The organism is Methylobacterium iners (assembly GCF_022179305.1).
Classification (GTDB): domain Bacteria; phylum Pseudomonadota; class Alphaproteobacteria; order Rhizobiales; family Beijerinckiaceae; genus Methylobacterium; species Methylobacterium iners.
In genome coordinates, this window is the sequence record NZ_BPQP01000121.1 from 1 (window position 1) to 5,028 (window position 5,028).

Here is a 5,028-nt window from a genome sequence, read left to right on the forward strand (position 1 = left end):
CAACCACCCGATCGCGCACAGCCGAGCGGAAGTTGGCCACACAGCCATTGCCGGCCTTGTTGTTCACCACGGCCGGCCCCGCTGCGGCGGCAAGCATGGGTTCGGGCGGGGGTGGCGGGGCCTGCGTCGCGGCCGCCGTCCTGTCGTTAACGGCAGCGTAGAAGGCTCGCCCCCCCTGTTGCCCGACGAGGCGCAGGGAGGTCACCGGGCGGCCGTTCGGGTAGGACAGCCTCGCGGTCGTGCCATCCGGCAGGGTGAACCGGTCCGAGGCATTGGCGCGAAGGCTCCGGAGGGGCTGAGGCGTCGAAACGGTGTCGCCAGGCCGCAGCGTCATGCCGTGCGCGAACGGGCGATCTTCCGCAAAACAGGCCGTAGTCAGAGCCAGCAGGGCCCCAGCAGCAATCATCAGCCGTCGCATGGCACATCCTCCGTCTGTCGATCTGTCGGGTGAGCCGACTGTCAGGGCTGCGCGAGCAGCTTCATGAACTCGTTCATGCCATCGGCCATCAGCGCGTATCCGGCCGTGTTGGGGTGCAGCTTCACGAAGTCCGCCGTGTAGCCGTTCGCCGCCGCCTGGGTGTAGCTCCCAAAGCGAGCGTTGTGCTCGATCACCGGGATGCCGTTGCTGACCCCAAGCTCCCTGGTCGCATTCACGATGGCATCCTGCGCTGCCTGGGAAGCAACGGAGAGATCACTCGGGAACTGTGTCTCCAGGACCGGAAGACCGGTCAGCCTCGCCGCATCGATGAGCGCCTGAACGGAGGCCTTGAACGAAGCTGTCGTGGTCCCGGCGGTCCAATCGTTCGTGCCGACCATGATGAAGGTGACGTGAGCACCGATGGTCTTGAAGCCGTTCAGGTACGAGTACCCGAAGGCCGTGCTCGCCAAGTCGGCTGCCTTTGCACCGCCCCAGCCGAGATTGAGGTGACGGACGGACTTGATAGTGCTGTCGTAGGCGTCGATGCCAGAGATGAAGGCGCTACCCGTCGCGGCGCCTTTCGTGGCCTGGATCGCACCCGTGCCTCGCGTGAAGGTGAAGGTCTGCTTGCGAGCGGCCTGCGCCTGGTTGCCGAGGATCGTGCCGACAGCGGTACCGGCGAAGGTGAGGTCCCAGTCCGATGCACCGGTGTCCGTCAGCCAGTAGGCATCGATGGTATCGACCGCATCCGCGGGTGTGAACCGGAAGAAGCGCCCAGCCGTCGACGTGGTGAAGGGTCGGCCGCCGAGCGCGTTGGCGGCGTTGCCGGTCGTCACGAGCGACAGTGGCGTCCCGCCGTTGGCGTAGCGCGGATCGTAGGTGGGTAGGTAGGTGATGCTCTCGTCCGACGCACCGATGAGCGAGGTGGCGCGACCAGGGACGCCAAGGGAAGCTTGCGACAGGGCCGCGAGTTGCGCCGGTGGGGCGTTCGCGGCCGTGCCCGTCCGCGTCCCGTTCGCGCCGTTGTTCTGGTAGCCGTGCTTGATGCTGTCGCCCACGTGGGCAACGACCGTGTCGGCCGTACCCGCCTTCGTTGCCGCAAGGCGCGCTCTGGCGGCGGTCAGATCCGCGCCGTTGAGCGTGATCAAGGCTCCCGGCGGCGTGGCGGCTGGACCGACCGCCTGCCTGTTGAGGTCACGCAGGCGCAGCTTGCCTGAGCCGTAGCTGTCAAAGGACATGCGGGCGTCGGCGCTGGAGATCGCGCAGCAGAGCGCAACCTGCAGCGCCATCAACAGGCGCAACAGCTTCATGGTGCGGGGTCTTTCGGTGGGTCGTGGAGCGGCGGACTAGGTCGCGTGGGACGCTAGAATTCGCGGACGTAGACGGGCGTGTTGGCCGTCCCCGACACGAAGCTGCAGGCGCCCGTTCCGACGTGGTGCCCTGGCGTTTCGTAGAGAGCGCCTGCGGGGATCTCCAAGCTGTTGAAGTCCTGCGTCGCCGTGGTCAGGCAGGACATGAACACGCTGGTCGCCGCGCTGTAGGACGTACCCGGAGCGTTCCTGTTCTGGATCGCCAGGCCTCGCCGGTTCGCATTGGCCGGGATCAGGGTCTGCGCTGTGCCGGCAGTGGTCAGCGTGCCGCCGCGGTTCGTGGCCGTTGAGCGAACCACAGTCTCTACCGATCCAATCGCGTTCGTACCCGCCGCGAGGGGAGGAAGGCTGCTGACGCCTACCGTACCGATGGCATTGGTGCCGGCAGGCAGGGCGGGCAGGCTGGTGACGGCCACGGTGCCGATCGCGTTGGTGCCGGCCGGGATCGGCCCCGAGAGGCCGAACGACCAGGTGCCGCCCTGGCGGACGTAGAGGCCGTTGGTGGGTCCGATCGGCGCCCCGGTCTCGTCCGCGGTGCCGTGAAGCGGGAGGAAGATGCCGGACCCGAGATCGAGCGCGCGGTATTTGAACGCCGCGGCGTTGGCGTCCTTCGCAGAAAGGTTGTCCGCCGCGAAGGAGGGGGCCGAGCCGAGCAAGCACAGCGCCGCCGTCAGGGCTAGGAACGTCCGCTTCATCATGCCGATGTGCTCCAGGTAGACCCGGCTAGGAGACCGGAAGGTTGTCGGTGGAGAGGGGGGCAGACAGGTCGAGCCCGACTGAGGGTTCCGGTGGCTCCGCAGATCCCAGCTCGGCGCGCAGGAGGGCTACGAAGTCGGAGACGAGCACCTCGCGCGGAGCGCCGTTTCGGGTGAGCGTGATCGTGTCGGTAAGCTGCACTGCCGGCGCCACGGTGGGCGCGGGCAGAGGCTGATCGGCTGCCACGATCGTGCCGGCCCGAAGCTCGTACTCAGCCTCCGCGGGCGTGAGCTCGATGGTCGGACCTTTCGGCCGGCGACGGCCGGCCAGATTAGGTCCTGCCAGGGCCGTGATAGTGTAGGTCTGGCGACCACTCATAGTCATGGCATCCTGCGCCGACAGGGGACCCATGACTGTGGCCCTGCAGCTTCAAGGGGATGGTGGCCGAGTCCGGGAGGTAGATCCCCGGTGAAAGGGGACAGGGGCGGGCGCTACCTTCGCGCTCAACCCCGGACCACGACACTTCGGGCGGACCTTGAACGAGCGAACTACTTGCCCTTCTCACCCTTCTTGTCGTCACCCGCCGTGACGTGAACCGTCGTGAGGAACCCGCCCTCGGCGGTGACGATCTTCTCGACGCTGTCGGCTTTCCATTTCCCGTCGATCCCTGGCCCGAAGCCCGAGACGATCACGGGCGCTTCCGCGCGCGCCTGAGGAAGGCCAGGGCTTTCGAAGTGCCCGGAGCCGCTCTGGTTAATGTTGTCGTAGACGTCCGCCTCGGCGGCCGCGCCAGCTGCATCCTCACCGCGATAGGGGTGGGGGAGGATCTTGATCGGGCCGGAGCGGTTCGCCTTCTTCTTGTTGAGCTTGCGCTTGCCCGTCTTCTCGTCGAGCCAGGCACCGGCGACGCTGCCCACCTCGGGGCGCGGCTCGATCTCGATTTCGTACCCGAAGTTCTCGTTGCGCTGGATGATGATCGGGGAGAGCGCTTGGCCGCCGCCGCTCTTCCCACCGCCGCGCTTCATAGCCACGAGCTTTCCGCCGGCGGGCTTGAGGGTCGCGCCGACCTCCTCGGAGACCTCGGTGGCGAAGTCGATCGGCGACTGATCCCAGCGCAGGCGATAGCCGAGCTTGATCTTGGCGAGCTCCGGATCGACCGTTGCTTCGAGCCCCGCATCCTTGGCGATCTTCTTCATGAGATCGCCATAGGTCGTGTCGTCGTAGTGCTTGCGCCCCGAGGCCTTCAGCTTTTCCACGAAGTCCGCGGCGCGGAACTCCAAGGCGATGTGCTCGCCCTGCTCTGGGTCGCCGATCATCCGGGCCTTTTGGAAGCTGTAGCGACCCTGCAGGACGAGCCCTTCGTCATCCCAGCCCATCAGGATCTGATACTCGGCGCCCCGCTTAGGCAGGCTGACGAACCGCGGCGGTCCGATGCAGAGGATGCGGGCGCTGTCGCTCTCCTGACCCGCCTTGTCCGTCACCGAGACTTCGAGCCAGAGGCCGTTGAGCCCTTGCAGCACATTGGTGCCGCCGGAGCCGATCACTTCGAGCAGCGGCTTGCGAAACACGCCCTACTCCCAAGGATTGATGCTGGGCAGGATCTGCGGGCTGCGGTCGACGGACGGCACCACCAGGACGCGCCCTGCGGGGATGAAGAGGCCGCCGGCGGCGAGGCCGGGATTGGCCTTCAACAGCGCTTCAAGGTTGCCGCCGCCTTCCGCACCGAGCATGGCTTTGGTGACCACGTCGATCCGGTCCTCTTCGCGCATCGCCTGCAGAATGACAGGATCGCTCATCCGAAGAGGCCTCCGCTCCTGCGCCCGAGGAGCACGAGCTCGATGCTGAACTCGTGCCGGTGGCCGACCCCGTTGGGGGCGATCTTCTCCTCGGTGTGTCCGAGCCGGCGAATGCCGACCTCCCCGCCGATCTCGCCTACGTAGCCGGCGGCCAGCCGGATGTACCCGACGACGTCCTGGGCCTCGTGGTGCTCTTTCAGGATGGCGTACTGATCCAGCCCGCCCATCACGTTCGGGCGTGCGGCCAGGCGCAGCGTGATCACACGCTCGCCCATGCCGGTGGCCTGGAAGAACGGATCGTCGTCGAAGACGGCCTGGCTCGGCCAGTTCGCCTCCGAGCGGTACTCGAAACCCTGCGGGTTGAGGCCGATGACCTCCAGCACGGCGTCGCCGATCGCGCACAGGGGGATGCTCATGCGTAGGACCCGAGATCGTGAAGGCCGTTGTCACGCGCGTCCCGGGCCTTGCGGTCCGCCTCGCGCGAAAGCCCCCGCTGAAGGCTAGCGACGTCCGTCACGCCGTGGACGTGGACCGGGCCGTTGATGTTGACGCCTCCGGAACGGCGAAGCGCGGCGCTCTGGACGCGCGGGTTATCTCCGCCGCCGGCGGGAGCTGGTGTCCGGGCAGCGGCCGCTGTCGGCCGAGGCGTGCTGCCGGTGCTCCCGACCGGAGCCGAGGACGGAGCGACAATCCTCGGCTGGATCGTGGGCGTCGCGGTAAACGACAGGGCGGATTTCATCTGCGCCAC

7 protein-coding genes are annotated in these 5,028 nt (G+C 67.3%); all 7 read right to left on the bottom strand.

Annotated elements, in window-relative coordinates; translation table 11 throughout:
• The coding region (locus tag MFF55_RS25545; RefSeq protein WP_238246912.1) for a hypothetical protein at positions 1-418 on the bottom strand (418 nt) is incomplete at its 3' end.
• 41 nt (positions 419-459) lie between these two features.
• Positions 460-1,728 (bottom strand): SGNH/GDSL hydrolase family protein, encoded by a 1,269-nt coding sequence (locus MFF55_RS25550; protein ID WP_238246913.1) that lies wholly within the window; start codon positions 1,726-1,728, stop codon positions 460-462.
• A gap of 53 nt (positions 1,729-1,781) precedes the next feature.
• Entirely contained in the window at positions 1,782-2,486 is a 705-nt protein-coding gene (locus MFF55_RS25555) for a hypothetical protein (protein WP_238246914.1), read from the bottom strand.
• 25 nt (positions 2,487-2,511) lie between these two features.
• Positions 2,512-2,862 (bottom strand): hypothetical protein, encoded by a 351-nt coding sequence (locus MFF55_RS25560; RefSeq protein ID WP_238246915.1) that lies wholly within the window; start codon positions 2,860-2,862, stop codon positions 2,512-2,514.
• A 170-nt stretch (positions 2,863-3,032) separates the two neighbouring features.
• The gene (locus MFF55_RS25565; RefSeq protein ID WP_238246916.1) at positions 3,033-4,052 is read right to left on the bottom strand and encodes a phage late control D family protein; all 1,020 of its coding nucleotides are present in this window, start codon (positions 4,050-4,052) and stop codon (positions 3,033-3,035) included.
• A gap of 3 nt (positions 4,053-4,055) precedes the next feature.
• Entirely contained in the window at positions 4,056-4,280 is a 225-nt protein-coding gene (locus MFF55_RS25570; RefSeq protein WP_238246917.1) for a tail protein X, read from the bottom strand.
• The gene (locus MFF55_RS25575) at positions 4,277-4,696 is read right to left on the bottom strand and encodes a phage tail protein (RefSeq protein WP_238246918.1); all 420 of its coding nucleotides are present in this window, start codon (positions 4,694-4,696) and stop codon (positions 4,277-4,279) included. Before MFF55_RS25575 ends, MFF55_RS25570 begins: the two co-directional genes overlap by 4 nt.
• Positions 4,697-5,028: the final 332 nt, after the last annotated feature.